The organism is Mesorhizobium sp. M1142, from assembly GCF_040318565.1.
In the GTDB taxonomy this organism is placed as follows: domain Bacteria; phylum Pseudomonadota; class Alphaproteobacteria; order Rhizobiales; family Rhizobiaceae; genus Mesorhizobium.
In genome coordinates this window covers 98,104-115,524 of the sequence record NZ_JAMYMK010000012.1, presented here as the reverse complement: position 1 = coordinate 115,524, position 17,421 = coordinate 98,104, and the positions used below count along the sequence as shown (strand labels likewise).

Annotated in this window: 16 protein-coding genes; 10 read left to right on the top strand and 6 right to left on the bottom strand. The window is 64.0% G+C overall.

Annotated features, from left to right (window positions below):
- Positions 1-97: 97 nt before the first annotated feature.
- Entirely contained in the window at positions 98-1,105 is a 1,008-nt protein-coding gene (gene ftsZ, locus NKH42_RS20385; protein ID WP_023677189.1) for a cell division protein FtsZ, read from the bottom strand.
- 220 nt (positions 1,106-1,325) lie between these two features.
- Positions 1,326-2,444, bottom strand: a complete 1,119-nt coding sequence (locus NKH42_RS20380; protein ID WP_352507187.1) for an NAD(P)/FAD-dependent oxidoreductase — start codon at positions 2,442-2,444, stop codon at positions 1,326-1,328.
- A 166-nt stretch (positions 2,445-2,610) separates the two neighbouring features.
- On the opposite strand from NKH42_RS20380, the gene NKH42_RS20375 reads away from it, so the two are divergent.
- On the top strand, positions 2,611-3,987 hold the full coding sequence (locus NKH42_RS20375) for an aspartate aminotransferase family protein (protein ID WP_352974376.1): 1,377 nt from the start codon (positions 2,611-2,613) through the stop codon (positions 3,985-3,987).
- Positions 3,988-3,996: 9 nt separating this feature from the next.
- Here the strand turns inward: NKH42_RS20375 and NKH42_RS20370 are convergent, their stop codons facing one another.
- The 4 genes from NKH42_RS20370 to NKH42_RS20355 all read right to left on the bottom strand — a co-directional run bounded on the left by NKH42_RS20370 (position 3,997) and on the right by NKH42_RS20355 (position 8,627).
- A complete protein-coding gene (locus NKH42_RS20370; protein WP_352507185.1) occupies positions 3,997-5,091 on the bottom strand; it encodes an alcohol dehydrogenase family protein in 1,095 nt (364 codons plus the stop codon).
- Positions 5,092-5,100: 9 nt separating this feature from the next.
- On the bottom strand, positions 5,101-6,480 hold the full coding sequence (locus tag NKH42_RS20365) for an aspartate aminotransferase family protein (RefSeq protein WP_352689619.1): 1,380 nt from the start codon (positions 6,478-6,480) through the stop codon (positions 5,101-5,103).
- Positions 6,481-6,514: 34 nt separating this feature from the next.
- On the bottom strand, positions 6,515-8,008 hold the full coding sequence (locus NKH42_RS20360; RefSeq protein WP_352752739.1) for an NAD-dependent succinate-semialdehyde dehydrogenase: 1,494 nt from the start codon (positions 8,006-8,008) through the stop codon (positions 6,515-6,517).
- A 127-nt stretch (positions 8,009-8,135) separates the two neighbouring features.
- The gene (locus NKH42_RS20355; RefSeq protein ID WP_254819484.1) at positions 8,136-8,627 is read right to left on the bottom strand and encodes an Lrp/AsnC family transcriptional regulator; all 492 of its coding nucleotides are present in this window, start codon (positions 8,625-8,627) and stop codon (positions 8,136-8,138) included.
- 82 nt (positions 8,628-8,709) lie between these two features.
- Here NKH42_RS20355 and ehuR point away from each other — a divergent pair, with 82 nt between their 5' ends.
- The 9 genes from ehuR to doeA all read left to right on the top strand — a co-directional run bounded on the left by ehuR (position 8,710) and on the right by doeA (position 17,421).
- On the top strand, positions 8,710-10,095 hold the full coding sequence (gene ehuR / locus NKH42_RS20350; protein WP_352752737.1) for a MocR-like ectoine utilization transcription factor EhuR: 1,386 nt from the start codon (positions 8,710-8,712) through the stop codon (positions 10,093-10,095).
- Between the two features lie 122 nt (positions 10,096-10,217).
- Complete coding sequence (ehuA, locus tag NKH42_RS20345; RefSeq protein WP_023677199.1) at positions 10,218-11,003, top strand: ectoine/hydroxyectoine ABC transporter ATP-binding protein EhuA; 786 nt, start codon at positions 10,218-10,220, stop codon at positions 11,001-11,003.
- A 65-nt stretch (positions 11,004-11,068) separates the two neighbouring features.
- Positions 11,069-11,920 carry an ectoine/hydroxyectoine ABC transporter substrate-binding protein EhuB gene (gene ehuB, locus NKH42_RS20340; RefSeq protein WP_352752735.1) on the top strand — a complete coding sequence of 284 codons (852 nt, stop codon included), beginning with the start codon at positions 11,069-11,071 and terminating at the stop codon, positions 11,918-11,920.
- Positions 11,921-12,106: 186 nt separating this feature from the next.
- Positions 12,107-12,766 carry an ectoine/hydroxyectoine ABC transporter permease subunit EhuC gene (gene ehuC, locus NKH42_RS20335; protein ID WP_254819481.1) on the top strand — a complete coding sequence of 220 codons (660 nt, stop codon included), beginning with the start codon at positions 12,107-12,109 and terminating at the stop codon, positions 12,764-12,766.
- Between the two features lie 16 nt (positions 12,767-12,782).
- Positions 12,783-13,442: an ectoine/hydroxyectoine ABC transporter permease subunit EhuD gene (gene ehuD, locus NKH42_RS20330; protein ID WP_254819480.1), complete on the top strand. Its 660-nt coding sequence runs from the start codon at positions 12,783-12,785 to the stop codon at positions 13,440-13,442.
- Positions 13,439-14,212 (top strand): ectoine utilization protein EutA, encoded by a 774-nt coding sequence (gene eutA, locus NKH42_RS20325; RefSeq protein WP_352507093.1) that lies wholly within the window; start codon positions 13,439-13,441, stop codon positions 14,210-14,212. The genes ehuD and eutA overlap by 4 nt, the downstream gene beginning before the upstream one ends.
- A gap of 10 nt (positions 14,213-14,222) precedes the next feature.
- Positions 14,223-15,215: a hydroxyectoine utilization dehydratase EutB gene (gene eutB, locus NKH42_RS20320; RefSeq protein ID WP_352507094.1), complete on the top strand. Its 993-nt coding sequence runs from the start codon at positions 14,223-14,225 to the stop codon at positions 15,213-15,215.
- Complete coding sequence (eutC, locus tag NKH42_RS20315; protein WP_352689617.1) at positions 15,212-16,204, top strand: ectoine utilization protein EutC; 993 nt, start codon at positions 15,212-15,214, stop codon at positions 16,202-16,204. Before eutB ends, eutC begins: the two co-directional genes overlap by 4 nt.
- Positions 16,205-16,242: 38 nt before the next feature.
- The gene (doeA, locus tag NKH42_RS20310) at positions 16,243-17,421 is read left to right on the top strand and encodes an ectoine hydrolase DoeA (RefSeq protein WP_352507096.1); all 1,179 of its coding nucleotides are present in this window, start codon (positions 16,243-16,245) and stop codon (positions 17,419-17,421) included.

Genomic DNA, 17,421 nt, shown 5'->3' with positions numbered 1-17,421 from the left:
CGCGAGCAACCGTCGGCTGATAGGAAGTCATCGACGGCGCGCGGCCCTGGTGACGCGAGGCTGGCAGTCGGCTGAGCGAGTTGCACGCGATACGCGTTCAGTTCATGCGAACTTCCGGTTCGGCCAGCAGCGGAATCTCCAGGCCACGCCGCAAGCCGGTCGCTACGACCGATACCCTGAATTTTCCGGCGAGTGCCTTGTCGAAGATGGCGCCGACGATGATGTCGGCATCGTTGTCGACCTCCTCGCGGATGCGGGTAGCGGCTTCGTCGACCTCGAACAGCGTCATGTCCATGCCGCCCGATATCGAGACAAGGACGCCCTTGGCGCCCATCATCGAAGCTTCGTCGAGCAGCGGGTTGGCGATTGCCGCTTCCGCCGCCTTCTTGGCGCGGCCTTCTCCTGCGGCTTCTCCGGTTCCCATCATGGCGCGGCCCATGTCGCGCATCACCGACTTTACATCGGCGAAGTCGAGATTGATCAGGCCTTCCTTGACGATCAGATCGGTGATGCAGCCGACACCCGCATAAAGAACCCGGTCGGCCATGGCGAAGGCGTCGGCGAACGTGGTTCTGGCGTCGGCGATCCTGAACAGGTTCTGGTTGGGGATGACGATGACGGTATCGGCGCTTTCGCGCAGGCGCTCGATGCCCTCGTCGGCAGCGTACATGCGGCGCCTGCCTTCGAAGACAAATGGCTTGGTAACGACGGCGACGGTCAGTATTCCGGCTGCCCGTGCTGCCTGCGCTATGACAGGCGCGGCACCGGTGCCGGTTCCGCCTCCCATGCCGGCGGTCACGAAGCACATATGCGTTCCAGCAAGGTGATCCATGATCTCGTCGATGGATTCCACGGCCGCGGCACGGCCGACCTCGGGCAGGGACCCGGCGCCGAGACCTTCGGTGATATGAGCGCCCAACTGGATCAGCCTCGTTGCCTTCGACATGGCAAGGGCCTGGGCATCGGTGTTGGCGACGATGAACTCCGCGCCCTGCAGGCCTTCGGCGATCATGTTGTTGACGGCGTTGCCGCCGCCGCCGCCGACCCCGACGACGGTGATCTTGGGCCTCATCTCCGAGATTACCGGCCTCGTCGCGGTGTTCATTGCCGTTCTCCCTGGATACGCCGAGTGGTCGCTGGAAGCTTGTTCCGGGCGCACTGCGAAAACTTTGAACCGGGCAGTGCGAATCAGGACAGCCCAGAATGCAGGGAATCAGAGCGCGGAGCGGGCTGCAAGTGCGCGATGTGCCTCATAGGCGACTTGCGCCTGAAAGTTCACGCAATGCGCCTTGATACAGTGCAGATCGTTGCGCGGGCGCCGCACGCTACAAGTTCGGCGCGAGGCACTGCGCGACATGGTCGGCAATCGCCAGGCAGGAGGTCAGGCCGGGGCTTTCGATGCCGAACAGGTTGACCAGGCTATCCACGCCGTGCACCGCCACGTCCTGGATGAAGAAGTCGGCATTGGCCTCACCGGGACCGGACAGTTTTGGCCGGATGCCGCTGTAAGCGGGCTGCAGGCTGTCATCGGCCAGGTCCGGCCAGTATTTGCGGATCTCGCTGTAGAAGCGCTCGCCACGAGCCGGGTCGACGCGATAGTCGAGTTGATCGATCCATTCGACGTCCGGCCCGAAGCGGGTGACGCCGTCGAGATCGACCGTCAGATGAACACCGAGCCCGCCGGGTTCGGGCACCGGATAGACCAATCGCGAGAACGGTGCCCGGCCGATCACCGAAAAATAATTGCCCTTGGCATAATGGAGCTTTGGCACGAATTGCTGATTGAGCCCTTCTAGCGAACCTGCAAGTGCTGCCGCGCCAAGCCCGGCGGCATTGACGAAACGCGGAGTGGTGATTTCGAAGCGCTCGCCGCCTGCAGCGTCCACCGTCTCGAGCACGACGCGGCCCGCTTCGATGCGGCCGGAGGCGATGCGCGTGTTGAGACTAAGTGCCCCCCCGTGCGCTTCGGCATCAGCCAGCAAGGCGAGCATCAGGGCATGGCTGTCGATGATCCCGGTGGCCGGCGACAGCAACGCTGCCGTACACCTAAGGCTGGGCTCCAGCGCATGCGCCTCGGCTTCGCGCAACGGCACCAGGTCGCCGGCGCCGCAAGCGCGTGCATTGGCCCGGATTGAGGCGAGCACCGGCTCCTGTTCGGCATTTGTGGCAACGATGAGCTTGCCGCAGCGCGCGTGCGGGATCGCCCGCTCCTCGCAATAGCGATAGAGTCTTTCCCGGCCGGCCACGCAGAACAGGGCTTTCAGCGATCCAACCGGATAGTGGAGGCCGGCATGGATGACCTCGGAGTTGCGCGAACTTGTCCCGGTGCCGATAGCGTTCTCGGCTTCCAGGACCAGCGTATCGATGCCGCGCTGCGCCATCTCTCGCGCGATCGCCAGGCCTACAACACCGGCGCCGGCGACAATGCAGTCGACATGGTCCACGGTTAGGTCAAGCCGAAGTTCTGCATGCGTCCACCCATCCGCTGGCCCTGTCGAAAGCGCTTGACACTATACCGTTCGAGAAAGATGCATCAAACGGCATAACGCACGGGGACCTGCCGAGCCGGACCGGGGGCAGGACTGTTCCGCGTGCAGCACAGGAGCCGTCATGGACGCACGACCGAATTCACCCGAAGCCCGCGACATAAGCTTTCACATGCATGGCTATACGAATGCGCGCAAGCATCAGGAGTCGGGGCCGCTCGTCATCGAGAAGGGCGACGGCATCTATGTCGAGGACCTTGCCGGCAACCGCTATATCGAGGCGATGGCGGGGCTCTGGAGCGTCGCGGTCGGTTTTTCGGAGAAGCGGCTGGTCGATGCGGCAGTACGGCAAATGTCGAAGCTGCCTTACTATCACGATTTCGGCTCCAAATCGCATTCGCCGCTGATCGATCTCGCCGAGAGACTGGTGCAGATGGCGCCGGTGCCGATGAGCAAGGCGTATTTCACCAATTCCGGTTCCGAGGCCAACGATACGGCCATGAAGATGATCTGGTCCCGGTCGAATGCGCTCGGCCAGGCGGCGCGCAAGAAGATCATCAGCCGCAAGAAGGGCTATCACGGCGTCACCATCGCCTCGGCAAGCCTGACCGGACTGCCCAACAACCACACCTCCTTTGACCTGCCGATTGCCAATGTGCTGCATACCTCGACGCCGCACCATTGGCGCGAGGCGCTGCCGGGTGAAAGCGAAGAGCTGTTTTCGACGCGGCTTGCCGACGAGCTGGAAACGCTGATCCTCGCCGAAGGACCGGAAACCATCGCCGCCTTTTTCGGCGAACCGATCATGGGCGCCGGCGGCGTCATCGTTCCGCCTTCCGGCTACTGGGAGAAGATACAGGCGGTGCTGTCGAGATACGACATCCTGCTGGTCGCCGACGAGGTGATCTGCGGCTTCGGCAGAACAGGTGAGATGTTCGGCTCGCAGACCTTCGGCATCAGGCCCGACATCATGGTGCTGTCGAAGCAGATCTCTTCGTCCTATCTGCCGATCTCAGCCCTGCTGATCAACGACAAGGTGTTCGAGCCGATTGCCGACGAAAGCAATCGTATCGGCACCTTCGACCACGGCTTCACCGGCGGCGGCCATCCTGTTGCGGCAGCGGTCGCGCTCGAGAACCTGAAGCTGATCGAGGAGCGCGACCTTGTCGGCAATGCGCGTGCGGTCGGCGCGCATATGCAGAAGCGGCTGCGCACGCTCGCTTCGCACCCGCTTGTCGGCGAGGTGCGTGGCATCGGCCTGATCGCGGCGGTCGAACTGGTCGGCGACAAGGCGAACAAGGCGCCGTGGGGGAAGACCGGTGAACTGGGCGGGCTCGTCAACGGCTTCATGCAGCAGAACGGCGTCATCTCGCGCAATATGGGCGATGCGCTGGCTTTCTGCCCGCCGCTGATCATCACCGAGCCGCAGGTCGACCAGGTGATCGACGCGTTTGAACGGTCGCTCGAGGCCGCCGCCAAGCAGGTGCGACCACAAAGCTGATCAGGCTATTCAGCGGCCGATGGCATCCGGTACGACCACCAGCTTGCCGACGAAATCCTTGGCGATGAAATCGGCCTGGGCGCGATGGAAATCGGAGAGCTTGTAGACGCCGCCGACCAGCGGCCGGATCTTCTTCTCCTCGATGTAGCGCACGATGCGGCGGAAATCCGCCCGTGTGCCCTGGCTCGAGCCATGCAGTTGGAGCTGTTTCAGATACATGGTGCGCAGATCGAGCTGCACGACCGGGCCGGCAATCGCGCCCGCCGTCGTGTAGCGGCCTTCGGGCCTGAGGATGCGCAGCAGGTCGTTGAAGATCGCGCCGCCGACGAGGTCGGCCACCACGTCGATCGGCCGGCCGCCGGTCGCCTCGTTGACGGCGGCCGGCAGATCGGCAACGCCGCGGGTGATCACCGCCTCGGCGCCGATGTCACGCACGGCCTGTTCCTTGCCCTTGCCGGCAACCGCATAGGGAATGGCGCCGCGTGCCCGCGCCAGCTGCACGATGCCTGAGCCGACGCCGCCCGAGGCGCCGGTGACCAGCACGCGCTCGCCGGCTTTCAATGCGGCGCGTTCCAGCATCTGCTCGCCGGTGAGATAGGCGCAGCAGAAAGTGGCAAGTTCGACGTCGCTCAGATCGGTGCTGACGACATGGGCGTTCTCGGCCGGCACTGTCTGGTACTCGGCATAGCCGCCGTCGCGGCCGTGGCCCATATAGTCGATGTCGGCGAGTGAATCGTCGTCGCGATTGTAGATGGAGAAATCGACCATCACCCGCTCGCCGATGCGGGCCGGCGACACGCCGTCGCCGACGGCAACGATGTTGCCGACCGTGTCGGTGCCCTGGATGCGCGGGAAGGTCAGTGTGTTGCCTTGCCGCCGCCATGTCGAGACGGCGGCTGCATCCTCCTCAGTGCCATAGGCGCCCTGGCGCACCCAGACATCGGTGTTGTTCATGCCGCAAGCGGTGACCTTGACCAGCACCTCGCCCGGAGCGGGCGAGGGCACTTTGACGTCGGTGCGGTAGACGAGCTTTTCCGGCCCGCCGTGCCCGATCAGCTGCACGGCGGCCATGGTGGTGGGGAGGGTTTTGGTCATGGCATTCATGTCGGTTCTTCAGATGCTGGCAAACACGCTCTTCACCGCGTCGGCCGTCTTGGAGACGACGATGTCGGCCTCTTGCCGTGTCAGGCAGAGCGGCGGCGCGAAACCGAGAATGTCGCCCTGCGGCATGGCGCGGCCGATGACGCCGCTTGCCGCAAGGGTGGTCGCGACCTGCGGTCCGATCTTTTGCGAGGCGTCGAAGAACACGCGGTCGTCCCGGTCGGCGACGAACTCGATTGCCGCCAGCATGCCGTCGCCGCGCACCTCGCCAACGTTTTTGTGGCCGCCGACGGCTTTCGTCAGCTCGGCGCGGAAATAGGCGCCGGTCTCGCCGGCGTTCCGCACCAGGTCCATCTCGTCGATCAGTTCCAGGTTGGCGACGCCGGCGGCCACGCAGATCGGATGCGCCGAATAGGTCCAGCCATGGCCGAGCGAGCCGAGCTTGTCGGAGCCTTGGACGAGCACCTGCCACACCTTGTCGGAGACGATGACGCCGGAGAGCGGCGCATAGGCCGAGGTCAGGCCCTTGGCGATGGTGATCAGGTCGGGCTTGATGCCGTAGTGGTCGGAGCCGAACATGGTGCCAAGCCGGCCAAAGCCGGTGACGACCTCGTCGGCGACCAGCAGCACGTCGTATTTCTTCAGCACCGCCTGGATTTTTTCCCAATAGCCGGCCGGCGGCGGCACGATGCCGCCGGTGCCGAGGATCGGCTCGCCGATGAAGGCGGCGACCGTTTCCGGCCCTTCGGCGAGGATCATCTCCTCGAGCTTGTCGGCGCAGTATTGCGAAAACTGCTCTTCACTCAGCGAGCGGTCGGCGCGGCGGAAATAGTAGGGCGCCTCGGTGTGCATGACCGGCGCACGCGGCAGGTCGAAGGCGTTATGGAACAGGTCGAGGCCGGTCAGCGATCCGGTCATGATGCCGGAGCCGTGATAACCGCGCCAGCGCGAGATGATCTTCTTCTTCTCGGACCGGCCGAGCACGTTGTTGTAGTACCAGATCAGCTTGATGTTGGTTTCATTGGCGTCTGAACCGGAGAGCCCGAAATAGACCCTCGACATGCCTTGCGGCGCTCGGTCGATGATCATCTTGGAGAGCGTGATCGACGCCTCGGTGCCGTGCCCGACATAGGCATGGTAATAAGCGAGATTCTTGGCCTGCGCGGCGATGGCGTCGGCGATCTTCTGGCGGCCATAACCGACATTGACGCAGTAGAGTCCGGCGAAGGCATCGATGCTCTTGCGCCCGTTGTTGTCCCAGATGGTGACGCCTTCGCCGCCGGCGATCACACGGGTCGGGCTCTCGCCACGCGCGTGGGTGCCCATATGGGTCGAGGGATGGAAGAAGTGATCGCGGTCCCAGGCGGCGAGTTCGTTTGACTGGTCGAGCATTTTTCTACTCCTGAGGGAAAGTGTCGGGCGCGGCTCACGCCACGTCGAGGCAGAGATATTTGAGATCGGTAAAGGCTTCGAGCCCGTGACGCGAGCCCTCGCGGCCGATGCCGGACTGCTTGACGCCGCCGAAAGGGATCGGCGCGCCGGTGATCTTGACGCGGTTGATGGCGACCATGCCATAGTCGAGCGCGCGGCCAATGCGCAATTGCCTACCGCCGTTTTCGGTGACGACATAAGCGACGAGGCCGTATTCGGTGGCGTTGGCGCGGGCGACGACTTCCTCTTCGCTGTCGAAGGGCGTCACGGCCGCAACCGGACCGAAGGTCTCCTCGCGCATGATCAAAGCGTCGTCTCCCACGTCGGCAAGCAGGGTCGGCTGGTAGAACAGCGGCCCGGCGGAATGGCGCTTGCCGCCGGTCAGGCAGCGCGCGCCTTTGGCGAGCGCATCGGCCACCTGCTCCTCGACCTTCTTGACGGCGCGTTCGTGCATCAAGGGTCCGATTTCGGTGTCGTCAGCCAGGCCATTGCCGGTCCGCAATGCCTCGACGCGTTTGGCGAAGGCAGCGCAGAACCGATCGTAGAGCGGACGCTGGACATAGATGCGGTTGGCGGCGAGGCAGTCCTGGCCGGAGGTCGCGAATTTGGCGTCGACCGCAATGGCGACAGCCTTGTCGAGATCGGCGTCGGCGAAGACGATCAGCGGCGCATGACCGCCGAGTTCCATCACCAGACGCTTCATCGTCGGCGCACTCTGTGCGGCGATCAGCCTGCCGATCTCGGTCGAGCCGGTGAAGCTCATGGCGCGAACGCGCGGGTCTTCGCACATCCGCCCAACGATAGTCGAAGCCCTGCCGGTGAGGACGTTGAACACGCCGGCCGGCAGGCCGGCGCGTTCGCCAAGCTCGGCCAGCGCAAGTGCCGACAGCGGCGTTTCCGAGGAAGGATGCGCGACGATGGTGCAACCGGCGGCAAGGGCGGCAGCCGCCTTGCGGGTCAGCATGGCCGCTGGAAAATTCCACGGCGTGACGACGCCGACGACGCCGAGCGGCTCGCGCCGCACCATCATCTCGGTATCAGGCAGATGGCTGGTGACGCTTTCGGCGTTGAGGCGTTTGGCCTCCTCGGCATACCATTCGACAAAAGAGGCGGCATAGTCGATCTCGCCGAGCGATTCCTTCAGCGGCTTGCCTTGTTCGAGCGTCATCAGCAGAGCCAGGTCATTCTTGGCGGCGACGATCAGATCGAACCATTTTCGCAAGATTTTCGACCTTTCCTGCGGCAGCAATGCGCGCCAAGCAGGAAAGGCGCGCGATGCCGCATCGATCGCCAATGTCGTCTGCCGGGGATCGAGCGCGGCAACAAAAGCGACGGTCGATCCGGTGGCCGGATCGGTCACCTCGAAACTCTCCGCGGTCTCGCTCGCCGTCCAGTGGCCAGCGACATAGGCGAGTTCGCGCAGCAGCCGTCGGTCGGCGAGGCGATCAAGTGCTTCATGGCGGTGCGAGCGGGCAAAATGTGCGGACATCATCGGGCTCCCGGTTCGGGTAATGCCGGAAGACTATCTCTGCCGCGCAAACAGAGAGGCTGTTTGCGTGCCTGCACGTAGAGAGATTGTCTCTATTGCCCTGCCCAGCCAGACGATCTCTCCGGCATCAGGAAGATGCCGGCAACAGATCCGCCACTGGCAGCACACTCTCCTCCTTCACCGTCTTGGTGACGATGTAGGTGAAATAGCGGTCGATGCCGATCTCGCGTTCGAGCAGAGTGTCGACCAGCCGCTGATAGGCGTCGATGTCGCGCGCCATCACCTTCAGCAGGTAATCGACGCCGCCGCCGACAGACCAGCAGGCGACGATCTCGGGGATGTCGCGGATGACGCGCTCGAAACGGTCGAAATCGGCCTGGCGGTGGCTAGCCAGCGTCACCTCCATCAGCACGGTAGCGACCGGCGAGATGGCGCGCACGGCGATCCTGGCATGGTAGCCCGAGACGATGCCGGCCTTTTCCAGTTTGCGCAGCCGCATCCAGCACGGCGTCGGCGACAGGCCGACTTTCTCGGCCAGCGCCAGCTTGGTGATGCGCCCGTCGCGCTGGATGGCGTCGAGGATCTTGAGATCGATCGGATCGAGTTTCGCTGCAGCCATGATCACCCACTTCCAGTGCCCGACACCATGACGGCGCATTATTTCGATTGTCAATTGCACTGATTTCGATCTCTAATAAGTCATGACATTTTGGCGACCAGATCCCGCTCTTATCCGGCGGCCGGCGTATCAATCGCTCGCCGACCAGTTCGCGCGGGCCATCCATGACGGGCGTCTGGCCACTGGGGCGCGCCTGCCGACGCACCGGCAACTGGCCGACGATCTGAAACTTTCCGTGCAGACGGTCAGCCGCGCCTACGAGGAATTGATCCGCCGCGGGCTGGTTTCCGGCGAGGTCGGCCGCGGCAGCTTCGTGCAGACGCAGCGCCGCGAGCCGGAGCCGCCCTATCTGCCGGAGCGGCTGGGCGAGGTCATCGACCTCTCCATCCTGAAGCCGGTCTGCGAACCGATGCATCTGGAGCGGCTGAGGCAGGCACTGGGCTGGCTCGCCGAAAACCTGCCGTCGAGCTCGGCGCTGTCGTTCAGGCCGAACATGGTGTTCCCGCGCCACCGCGCGGTGGGCGTCGAGTGGCTGCGGCTCTGCGGCCTCGACGCGTCGCCGCAGAACATCAGCCTGACCAACGGCGCCACGGCCGGGATGACGGTAGCGCTGATGAGCGTGGCGCCGCCCGGTTCGACCGTTGCCACCGAAGCGATCGGCCATCACACGCTGATCCCGCTGGCGCGCTATCTCGGCTTCAATCTCGAGGGTCTGCCGATCGACGACAATGGGCTGATCCCGGAAGCGCTCGACGAGGCCTGCCGGCTGTCCGACATCCGCGCCGTGTTCGTGCAGCCCTCGGTGATCAACCCGACGGCAACGCTGATGGATGCCGCCCGGCGCGAGCAGATCGCGGCGGTGGCGCGCAGGCACGACATCGCCATCATCGAGAACGATGTGCTCGGCCCGCTGGTCGAGGACCGGCCGCCGCCGGTCGCGGCGTTTGCCCCCGAGCGCACGCTCTATGTCACCTCCTTCACCAAGATCGTGGTGCCCGGCCTGCGCATCGGCTATCTCGCGGCACCCGATCGTTATGTCGCCGCGGTTGCCAACCGCCACCTGGTCTCGAACTGGATGGCGACTCCGATGGTGGCCGAGATCGCCAGCAAATGGGTGACCGACGGCACCGCGATGGAACTCGTTCGATGGCAGCGCCTGGCTTTGCGGCGGCGTCTGGACATCGCCGCCGAGGTGCTTGCCGGAGTGGATTATCGCGCTCATCGCGACGGGCTTCACGTCTGGCTGCGGCTGCCCGAGGATCGCGGCGAGGAAAGCTTTGTGTCCCAGGCGCGCCTGCAGGGCGTGGCGATTGCGCCCGGCACGTCGTTTCGCATTTCGCAGATGCCTTGGCATCCAGCTGTCCGGATTTCGCTGGGTTCGACCACGGAGGGGGAACTGCGTGCCGGTCTCGGCGTTGTCACAAAGCTTCTGCTCGGCAATCCGGAGCATCTCCTGCTTGCCATCTAGGCAACAAATGGCGGGGAATTGTGCGGAGTTCGAAATATTGTCATGATATTATTTTCTTGATTGACATGATTTGCCGCGATCCGCATCGTTAAAGGCATAGCTTCTCCAGCACGGGAAATTCATTGTCGGCGCCCATCATCAAGATCGACGGCATTTCGAAAAGCTTCGGCACCTTCAAGGTGCTGGACGGCCTCTCGATGCAAGTCATGCCCGGCGAGAAGCTGGCGCTGATCGGCCCATCGGGTTCGGGCAAGACGACGATCCTGCGTATCCTGATGACGCTAGAGCGTATCGACAGCGGCCACATCCAGGTCGATGGCGAACAGCTGTACCACATGGAGCGTAACGGCCGGCTGCTGACGGCCGATGAACGGCATTTGGCAAAGATGCGCCAGAAGATCGGCATGGTCTTCCAACTGTTCAATCTGTTTCCGCACAAATGCGTCATCGACAATGTGACGCTGGCACCGATGCTGACCAAAGGCGTGCCGCGGGCCGCCGCCGAAAAGCGGGCGATGGAACTGCTCGACATGGTCGGCATGGTCGACAAGGCCAAAGCGATGCCGGCGCAGCTTTCCGGCGGACAGAAGCAGCGCGTCGCGATTGCCCGGGCGCTGGCGCTGTCGCCGAAGATCATGCTGTTCGACGAGGTCACCTCGGCGCTCGACCCGGAGCTCGTCGACGAGGTCCTCAACGTCATGCGCAAGCTCGCCGCCGAGACCGACATGACCATGCTGCTGGTCACCCACGAGATGGGTTTCGCCCATGACTTCGCCGACCGGGTGCTGTTCTTCGATCGCGGCAGAATAGTCGAGGAAGGCAAGCCCGACGAGATTTTCCGCCATCCCAAACAGGAGCGTACGCAAGGTTTCCTGAAGAAGATCATTGCGGCCGGACATCGGGTCTGACTGCCATGCGAGGCGGCGACGCCTCAAGCAAGCCAAGAAGACAGACAAACAAGGAGTTGGGAACAATGAAGAAATTTGCCATTTTGGCCGGCGTCGCCGGTATTGCGCTGGCGGCGGTGCTGGCCGCCTCGACGTCCGGCTCGGCCGATGACAGCAAGCTCGAAGAGCTCAAGGCGCAAGGCTTTGCCCGCGTCGCTATCGCCAACGAGCCGCCCTATACGGCGGTCGCTGCCGACGGCAAGGTTTCGGGTGCGGCGCCTGACGTTGCCCGTGAAATCTTCAAACGTCTTGGCGTCAACGATATCGTCGCCTCGATCTCGGAATATGGCGCCATGATCCCCGGCTTGCAGGCCGGCCGTTTCGACGTCGTCACCGCCGGCCTGTTCATGAAGCCGGAACGTTGCGCTGCGGTCGCCTATTCGGAACCGGTGCTGTGCGACGCCGAGGCGATGCTGGTGAAGAAGGGCAACCCGAAAGGCTTCAAGAGCTACGAGGACGTCGCCAAGGACACCAGCGCGACGATCGGCGCACCGGGTGGCGGCACCGAGGAAAAGCTGGCGCTAACCGCAGGTGTGCCGCGCGAGCGCGTCATCGTCGTGCCGGACGGCCAGAGCGGCCTGAAGATGCTGCAGGACGGCCGCATCGATGCTTATTCACTGCCCGTGCTGTCGATCAACGACCTGGTCAAGAAAGCCAATGATCCGAACCTCGAAGTCATCGCGCCGGTGGTCGGTGCGCCGGTCTATTGCGACGGCGCAGCCTTCAAGAAGGGCGACGAAGCGCTGCGCGACGCCTATGATGTCGAGCTGGCGAAACTGAAGAAGTCCGGCGAGTTCGCCAAGATCATCGAGCCTTACGGTTTCTCGGCGGCGGCGGCAATGTCGACGAGCCGCGACAAGCTCTGCTCGGCGAAATAGGCGGGTCTTCCTTCTCCCCGTTCACGGAGAGAAGGAGGCCCGAAGGGCCGGATGAGGGGCAGCACAAAGTTCTGCCAAGCTGGCTCTGCCCCTCATCTGCCTGCCGGCATCTTTTTCCCGTGAACGGGGAGAAGGAGGCTGAAGCCAACGTCTCGCTGGACATTCAACGCGGAAACTCTCGACCCAATGACCCAATGGTCCGGCTATTTCGGCCTGATATTGCAAGGAGCACTCGTCACCATCGAGTTGACGCTGATGGGGTCGGTGCTGGCCTTGGTCATGGCCTTTCTTGCCGGGCTGGGGCGGCTGTCGCGGTTTTTCGTGCTGCGCGCGCTGGCCACCGCCTATATCGAGTTCTTCCGCGGCACCTCGATCTTCGTGCAGCTGTTCTGGGCCTATTTCGTGCTGCCTTTCGCCGGCATTTCGCTGACGCCGCTGCAGGCCGGCGTGCTGGCGCTAGGCCTCAATGTCGGCGCTTATGCGGCGGAAGTCGTGCGCGGCGCCATCAAGTCGATCGGCCGCGAACAATATGAGGCCTGCACCGCGCTCAATCTCGGCCGCTGGCAAGCCATGCGCCATATCATCCTGCCGCAAGCGCTTTTGGTGATGCTGCCGACCTTCGGCAACAACGCCATCGAGCTGCTCAAGGCCACCGCCGTCGTTTCGTTGATCTCGCTTGCAGACCTGACCTTCCAGGCGCAGGTGGTCCGCTCGCAGACCGGCAATACACTGGTGCCGTTCAGCACCATCCTCGTCATCTATTTCGTCCTGGCGCTGCTCATCTCCTGGGGCGTGCGGTCGCTGGAACGCCGCATGGCTCGTGGCCTCGACGGGGTGCGCGTATGATCGATCGGGCCTGCTAATGGAATGGGATTGGGATTTTGTCCGGCAGATCCTGCCGACGCTGATCGAGGGGGTGAAGATCACCATCCTGGCGACGCTGCTCGGCTCGGTGCTGGCGGCCGTCGTCGGGCTGGGCATTGCGTTGGCGCGCCGTTCGCCGAACCGGGCCCTGTCGCGCACCGTCGGTTTCGTTGCCGAGTTCATCCGTGGCACGCCGCTGTTGGTGCAGCTCTATTTCATCTTCTACGTGCTGCCGGATTTCGGCGTCCTGTTGCCGCCGTTGGTGGCGGGCGTCATCGGTCTCGGACTGCATTACGGCACTTACACGGCCGAGGTCTACCGCGCCGGCATCGACAATGTGCCGCGCGGCCAATGGGAAGCGGCCAAGGCCTGCAATCTGAATGCCACGCAGACCTGGACGCACATCATCATTCCGCAGGCGATCCCGCCGATGATCCCGGCGCTTGCCAATTATTTCATCGCCATGTTCAAAGAGACGCCGCTGCTGTCGGCGATCACCGTGCTGGAACTGATGAACCAGGCCAAGAGCGTCGCCAACACCTATTATCGGTATATCGAACCGATCACCTTGGTCGGCGCTTTCTTCCTCGCCATCAGCCTGTTCTCGGTGGTGTTGCTGCGCTGGCTGGAACACCGTTATGGGCGGATCGAACGATGAGCGCTGCACCCGATATCCGCCTGCGCTCGGTCCGGCCGCCGCTCGATGCGCGTCCGCTGGAAAAGCGGGTCGGCCTGATCATCCTTGCCACCGACCATACCAGCGAACCGGATTTTCACCGCATGGTGGCAAGCGATCGTATCGGCGTCTATGTCGCGCGCATCCCCTACGCCAATCCGACGACGCCGGACAATTTGCGCAAGATGCAGCCGTCACTGACGGCGGGGGCGGCCCTCATCCTGCCCGACGAGCCGCTCGATGCGATCTGCTATTCCTGCACCTCGGCCTCCGTCGTGATCGGCGATGCCGAAATCGAGGCGGCGGTGCAGGCCGCCAAGCCCGGCGTGCCGGTGGTCACGCCGCCGATGGCCGGCGTGCGCGGCCTGAAGGCGCTGGGCGCCAGGACGGTCAGCATCCTCACCCCTTACACGGTCGAGACCAGCCGGCCGATGGCGACCTATTTCACCGAGCATGGATTCGAGATCGCCAGTTTTACTTGCCTCGGCTTCGAGGATGATCGCGAGATGGCGCGGATTGCGCCGAAATCCTTGGTCGATCTGGCCCGTGATGCGATGGCCTCGCAGGCCGACGCGCTGTTCGTGTCCTGCACGGCGCTGCGGTCGGCGGCGGCAGTTGTCGGCATGGAAGAGGCTATCGGCCGCCCCGTCGTCACCAGCAACCAGGCAACGGCCTGGAATTGCCTGCGCCTTTGCGACGACGACGAGCCGCGCCCTGAATTCGGCCGCCTGATGACGCTGCCGCTGAACTGATTGATGAGCCATGACCGCTTCCCAGATAAGCCTCCCCGATATCCGCGCCGCGCGCGAGCGCATCGCAGGCAAGATCGAGCGTACGCCGACCGTTCCTTCCCGGAGTCTTTCTCAGCACTTGGACGCTCCTGTTTATCTCAAGCTCGAACATCGGCAGACCACCGGCGCCTTCAAGCTGCGCGGTGCCTCGAACGCTATCGCTTCGCTGACAGAAGAGGAGAAGGCGCGTGGCGTCGTCGCCGCCTCGACCGGCAACCACGGTCGGGCGCTTGCCTATGCCGCACAACTGCAAGGCATCCACGCGACGATCTGCATGTCGCGGCTGGTGCCGCAGAACAAGCTCGACGAGATCCGCCGGCTCGGCGCCGAGATCCGCATCGTCGGCAACAGCCAGGACGATGCGCAGCGGGAGGTCGAACGGCTGGTCGCGGAAGACGGGCTGATCATGCTGCCGCCCTTCGACCATCCTGCCATTGTCGCCGGGCAAGGCACGCTCGGGCTGGAGATCATCGAACAGGTTCCTGATGCCGCCCTTGTGCTGGTGCCGCTGTCTGGCGGTGGGCTGGCGGCTGGCGTTGCCGCTGCCGTCAAGGGCGTCAGCCCGGCGACGAAGGTCGTCGGCATCTCGATGGCGCGCGGTGCGGCGATGAAGGCGAGCCTCGACGCCGGGCACCCGGTGCTGGTCGAGGAACTGCCGACGCTGGCGGACTCGCTCGGCGGCGGCATCGGCCTCGACAACCGGCTGACCTTCTCGATGTGTCGTGACCTGCTCGATGATGTGATCCTGCTCAGCGAGGACGAGATCGCCACCGGCATCCGCCATGCCTATGAACAGGAGCGCGAGATCGTCGAAGGCGCCGGCGCGGTCGGCATCGCAGCCGTGCTTGCCGGCAAGGTCAGGGTGAGCGGCCCGACGGTGCTCATTCTGTCCGGCCGCAACATCGACATGGCACTGCACCGCAAGATCATCTGCGGCGAAGCAATTGCGGAGAGCGCAGCATGAGCCGTATGACGATCCTCACCGAAGCTGAATTGCGCAAAATCGTGAAGCTCGATCTTGATGCCGTCGCCTGCGTCGAGAACGCGTTTCGGGCGCTCGCTACCTTGCCGGTGGCGATGCCGTCTATCTTGCGGCTGGACATTCCAGAGCATCGCGGCGAGGTCGACGTCAAGACCGCCTATGTGCCGGGCATCGACGGTTTTGCGATCAAGATCAGCCCAGGTTTCTTCGACAATCCGAAGCTCGGCCTGCCCAGCGTCAACGGCATGATGGTGCTGCTGTCGTCCAAAACCGGATTGATCGAGGCGCTGCTGCTCGACAATGGCTATCTCACCGACATCCGCACCGCCGCCGCCGGTGCGGTCGCCGCCAAACATCTGTCGCGGGCGGACTCCTCCGTCGCCGCGATCTTCGGCGCCGGTGTTCAGGCCGGACTGCAGCTCGAGGCGCTGATGCTGGTGCGGCCGATCACGGAAGCCCGCATCTGGGCAAGGGATGCCGCCAAGGCCGAAGCCGCGGCAGACGCATTGTCCGAAAGACTGGGCATCGCCGTTCACGCCGAGCCCGACGCGGCAAAGGCTGCGGCCGATGCCGACATCATCGTCACCACGACGCCGTCGACCGAGCCGCTGATCAAGCCCGGCTTCGTCTCCGCCGGCCAGCATATCACTGCCATGGGCTCGGATGCCGAGCACAAGAACGAGATCGCGCCGGCGATCCTGCGCATGGCCGATCTCTACGTTGCTGACAGCGCCAAGCAGACGCGGCGCCTGGGCGAACTGCACCATGCCATCGCGGCGGGCGTGATGGCGGCCGATGCCGAGATCACCGAGCTTGGCCATATCATCGCCGGCGAAAGGTATGGCCGGCGCTCGGACAGCGACATCACCATTGCCGATCTGACGGGCACAGGCGTGCAGGACACGGCAATCGCCACGCTCGCCCGCGACCGGGCGCGTGCGGCCAAGACCGGTACGATTTTCGAAAGCTGATGCTGGCCGCAAGGCCCAACAAACGAGGACCAAGAACAATGCAGCCAAATTTGAAATTCTCGCGCGGCGAATATGCGGAGCGCCTCGCCAAGACGCGGAAGGCGATGGAGGCCAAGGGCGTCGATCTGCTGATTGTCAGCGATCCGTCCAACATGGCCTGGCTGACCGGCTATGACGGCTGGTCGTTCTATGTGCACCAGGCCGTCATCGTGCCGCCGTCGGGCGAGCCGGTGTGGTACGGGCGCGGCCAGGACGCCAACGGCGCCAAGCGCACCGCCTATCTCGCGCACGACAACATCGTCGGCTATGCCGACAACTACGTGCAGTCGACCGAGCGCCATCCGATGGATTTTCTGTCCGGCGTGCTTTCCGATCGCGGCTGGGGGAAGCTCCGCATCGGTGTCGAGATGGATAATTACTGGTTCTCCGCCGCTGCCTTCGCATCGCTGCAGAAGCACTTGCCCAATGCCCGCTTCGTCGATGCCACGGCGCTGGTCAACTGGCAGCGCGCGGTGAAGAGCCCGACCGAAATCGATTACATGCGCAAAGCCGCCCGCATCGTCGAAGCGATGCACCAGCGCATCGTCGACAAGATCGAAGTCGGCATGCGCAAATGCGACCTGGTCGCCGAGATCTACGATGCCGGCACGCGCGGCGTCGACGGCGTCGGCGGCGACTATCCGGCGATCGTGCCGCTGCTGCCGTCGGGCGCCGACGCATCGGCGCCGCACCTGACCTGGGACGACCGGCCGATGAAATCGGGCGAGGGTACCTTCTTCGAGATCGCCGGCTGCTACAACCGCTATCACTGCCCGCTGTCGCGCACCGTTTTCCTCGGCAAGCCGACGCAGGAGTTCCTCGACGCCGAAAAGGCGACGCTGGAAGGCATGGAGGCGGGACTTGCCGCCGCCAAGCCCGGCAACACATGCGAGGACATCGCCAACGCCTTCTTCGCGGTGCTGAAGAGATACGGCATCGTCAAGGACAACCGCACCGGCTACCCGATCGGGCTTTCCTATCCGCCTGACTGGGGCGAGCGCACGATGAGCCTGCGTCCGGGCGACCGCACCGAGTTGAAGCCCGGTATGACCTTCCATTTCATGACCGGCTTGTGGCTCGAGACGATGGGCTTGGAAATCACCGAATCCATCCTGATCACCGAGACGGGCGTCGAGTGCCTGGCAAATGTGCCGCGCAAACTGGTGGTGAAGAATTGA

Bases quoted from the DNA above. Each gene is read 5' to 3' on its own strand.
- ftsZ (WP_023677189.1), bottom strand. From the start codon at position 1,105: ATGAACACCGCGACGAGGCCGGTAATCTCGGAGATGAGGCCCAAGATC.
- NKH42_RS20375 (WP_352974376.1), top strand. From the start codon at position 2,611: ATGGACGCACGACCGAATTCACCCGAAGCCCGCGACATAAGCTTTCAC.
- NKH42_RS20370 (WP_352507185.1), bottom strand. From the start codon at position 5,091: ATGAATGCCATGACCAAAACCCTCCCCACCACCATGGCCGCCGTGCAG.
- NKH42_RS20365 (WP_352689619.1), bottom strand. From the start codon at position 6,480: ATGCTCGACCAGTCAAACGAACTCGCCGCCTGGGACCGCGATCACTTC.
- NKH42_RS20360 (WP_352752739.1), bottom strand. From the start codon at position 8,008: ATGTCCGCACATTTTGCCCGCTCGCACCGCCATGAAGCACTTGATCGC.
- NKH42_RS20355 (WP_254819484.1), bottom strand. From the start codon at position 8,627: ATGGCTGCAGCGAAACTCGATCCGATCGATCTCAAGATCCTCGACGCC.
- ehuR (WP_352752737.1), top strand. From the start codon at position 8,710: ATGACATTTTGGCGACCAGATCCCGCTCTTATCCGGCGGCCGGCGTAT.
- ehuB (WP_352752735.1), top strand. From the start codon at position 11,069: ATGAAGAAATTTGCCATTTTGGCCGGCGTCGCCGGTATTGCGCTGGCG.
- ehuC (WP_254819481.1), top strand. From the start codon at position 12,107: ATGACCCAATGGTCCGGCTATTTCGGCCTGATATTGCAAGGAGCACTC.
- ehuD (WP_254819480.1), top strand. From the start codon at position 12,783: ATGGAATGGGATTGGGATTTTGTCCGGCAGATCCTGCCGACGCTGATC.
- eutA (WP_352507093.1), top strand. From the start codon at position 13,439: ATGAGCGCTGCACCCGATATCCGCCTGCGCTCGGTCCGGCCGCCGCTC.
- eutB (WP_352507094.1), top strand. From the start codon at position 14,223: ATGACCGCTTCCCAGATAAGCCTCCCCGATATCCGCGCCGCGCGCGAG.
- eutC (WP_352689617.1), top strand. From the start codon at position 15,212: ATGAGCCGTATGACGATCCTCACCGAAGCTGAATTGCGCAAAATCGTG.
- doeA (WP_352507096.1), top strand. From the start codon at position 16,243: ATGCAGCCAAATTTGAAATTCTCGCGCGGCGAATATGCGGAGCGCCTC.